This is a genomic window from Desulforhopalus vacuolatus (genome assembly GCF_016918505.1).
Taxonomy (GTDB): Bacteria; Desulfobacterota; Desulfobulbia; order Desulfobulbales; family Desulfocapsaceae; genus Desulforhopalus; species Desulforhopalus vacuolatus.
Genome location: NZ_JAFFPZ010000069.1, coordinates 1 through 3,366, shown reverse-complemented (window position 1 = coordinate 3,366; position 3,366 = coordinate 1). Strand labels below are relative to the sequence as shown.

At 52.7% G+C, this 3,366-nt stretch carries 1 protein-coding gene; it reads left to right on the top strand.

The features are described 5' to 3' along the window. Positions 1-3,366: beta strand repeat-containing protein (locus tag JWG39_RS15845; RefSeq protein ID WP_205220416.1), on the top strand; the 3,366-nt coding region annotated here is incomplete at both ends.

Genomic DNA, 3,366 nt, shown 5'->3' with positions numbered 1-3,366 from the left:
TTGCTGGCGCGAACGTTACCACGACGGTTGCCGAAGGGGATGCTGCCATTAATGGCACGCTCACTTCCACCGATTTGGATGATGGTGCAACGGCCGCTTATACGACGACTGCCACGATCGACGGGTTCACGCTGCACGCAGATGGTTCATATAGTTTCGATCCGACCGATGCGGCGTATGACCATCTGAACGTGGGTGATTCCACGATCCTGACAATCCCCGTCACCGTGACCGATGATAATGGTGCAACCGATACAGTCCAGATCCAGATTACAGTCAACGGCACAAACGATGCACCTGTGGCTGTTGCGGATGTAATCACTTCTGTTGATGAAGGGGCCGCTGGGATCAGTGGTACGCTTACTGCCACCGATGTAGATGATGATTCGACGGCTACCTTTGCTGTCACTCCGGGTTCAACTGCTCCGGCAGGTTTTACGCTGCACGCAGATGGTTCCTACAGTTTTGATCCAACCGATGCGACGTACGACCATTTGAACGTGGGCGATTCCGTGATCTTAACGGTTCCTGTTACGGTGACTGATGATCAGGGTGGTACCGATACGGTGCAAATTCAGATCACGGTCAACGGTACCAACGATGCTCCGATTGCTGGCGCGGACGTTACCACGACGGTTGCCGAAGGGGATGCTGCCATTAATGGCACGCTCACTTCAACCGATTTGGATGATGGTGCAACGGCTGCTTATACGACGGCTGCCACGATCGACGGGTTTACGCTGCATGCAGATGGATCATACAGTTTCGATCCGACCGATGCGGCGTATGACCATCTGAACGTGGGCGATTCCACGATCCTGACAATCCCCGTCACCGTGACCGATGACCAGGGTGGAACCGATACATTTCAGATCCAGATTACAGTCAATGGTACCAACGATGCACCTGTGGCTGTTGCGGATGTAATCACTTCTGTTGATGAAGGGGCCACTGGAATCAGTGGTACGCTCACTGCCACCGATGTAGATGATGGCTCGACGGCTATCTTCACGGTCACTCCAGGTTCAACTGCTCCGGCAGGCTTCACATTGCATCCAGATGGCTCATACAGCTTCGATCCAACCGATGCGACGTACGGATATTTGAATGTGGGTGATACCGAGATCTTAACGATCCCTGTTACCGTGACCGATGATAATGGCGGAACCGATACGGTTCAGATCCAGATTACGGTCGACGGTACGAACAACGCTCCGGTAGCAGGCGCAGATGTAACCAGGTCCGTTGATGAGGGCGCCGCGACAATTGACGGTGTGCTCACTGCTACGGATGTTGACCATCCGGAGACAGCGACCTTCAGTATTACAGCAGGATCTATTGCTCCATCCGGTTTTATGCTGAACATGGATGGAACCTATAGTTTCGATCCGACCGATGTGGCCTACGACCATCTCAATGTTGGTGATACGGTCGTGCTGACAGTTCCGGTCACCGTGACGGATGAGAACGGTGGTACGGATGCGATGCAGATTCAGATTACGGTCAACGGTACCAACGATGCGCCGGTAGCAGGTGTGGATGTATCTACGACCGTCGATGAAGGTGCCGGAATGGTGTCCGGAAACCTGGCCTCAAGTGATGTAGATGATGGTTCGACGGCTGCCTTTACGGTTACTCCAGGCTCAACTGCTCCGGCAGGCTTCACACTGCACGCAGATGGTTCATACAGTTTTGATCCAACCGATGCGACATACGAATATTTGAATGTGGGTGATACCGAGATCTTAACGATCCCCGTTACCGTGACCGATGATAATGGCGGAACCGATACGGTTCAGATCCTGATTACAGTCAACGGCACAAACGATGCGCCAGTAGCTGGTGCTGATGTTACGACCATCGTTGATGAAGGGGCGGCATTGATTAATGGTGCGCTTACTTCAACAGATTCTGATGATGGTGCAACGGCAACGTTTGCTGTCACTTCAGGCTCAACCGTTCCAGCAGGTTTCACGCTCAATCCAGATGGAACCTATAGTTTCGATCCAACCGATGTGGCGTATGACCATTTGAACGTGGGTGATTCCACAATCTTGACGATCCCCGTTACCGTGACGGATGATCAGGGTGGAATCGATACGGTGCAGATCCAGATTACGGTCAACGGTACCAACGATGTTCCTGTAGCGGGTGCGGATGTCACTACTTCCGTTGATGAAGGGGCCGGAATGATTTCTGGCAACCTGACTTCAAGTGATGTCGATGATGATGCAACGGCCGCTTATACGACGACTGCTACGGTTGATGGGTTTACGCTGCACGCAGATGGTTCATACAGTTTCGATCCGACCGATGCCGCGTACGAACACCTGAACGTGGGTGATTCCGTGATTCTGAGGGTTCCCGTCACCGTGACCGATGACCAGGGCGGAACCGATACCGTTCAGATCCAGATTACAGTCAATGGCACAAACGATGCGCCAGTAGCTGGTGCTGATGTTACGACTACCATCGATGAAGGGGCCACTGGGATCAGTGGTACGCTTACTTCCACAGATGTAGATGATGGCTCGACGACGACCTTCACGGTCACTCCAGGATCAACTGCTCCGGCAGGGTTTACGCTGCACGCAGATGGTTCCTACAGTTTTGATCCAACCGATGCGACGTACGATTACTTGAACGTTGGCGATTCCGTGATTTTAACAATCCCTGTTACGGTGACTGATGATCAGGGTGGTACCGATACGGTGCAGATTCAGATTACGGTCAACGGTACCAACGATGCGCCGATTGCTGGCGCGAACGTTACCACGACGGTTGCCGAAGGGGATGCTGCCATTAATGGCACGCTCACTTCCACCGATTTGGATGATGGTGCAACAGCCGCTTATACGACTACTGCCACGATCGACGGGTTTACGCTGCATGCAGATGGATCATACAGTTTTGATCCGACTGATGCGGCGTATGACCATCTGAACGTGGGTGATTCCACGATCCTGACAATCCCCGTCACCGTGACCGATGACCAGGGTGGAACCGATACAGTTCAGATCCAGATTACAGTCAATGGTACCAACGATGCACCTGTGGCTGTTACGGATGTAATCACTTCTGTTGATGAAGGGGCCGCAGGGATTAGTGGTACGCTCACTGCCACCGATGTAGATGATGGCTCGACGGCGACCTTCACGGTCACTCCGGGTTCAACTGCTCCGGCAGGTTTTACGCTGCACGCAGATGGTTCCTACAGTTTTGATCCAACCGATGCAACATACGAATATTTGAATGTGGGTGATTCCGAGATCTTAACGATCCCTGTTACCGTGACCGATGATAATGGCGGAACCGATACGGTTCAGATCCAGATCACGGTTAACGGTACGAACAACGCTCCGGTAG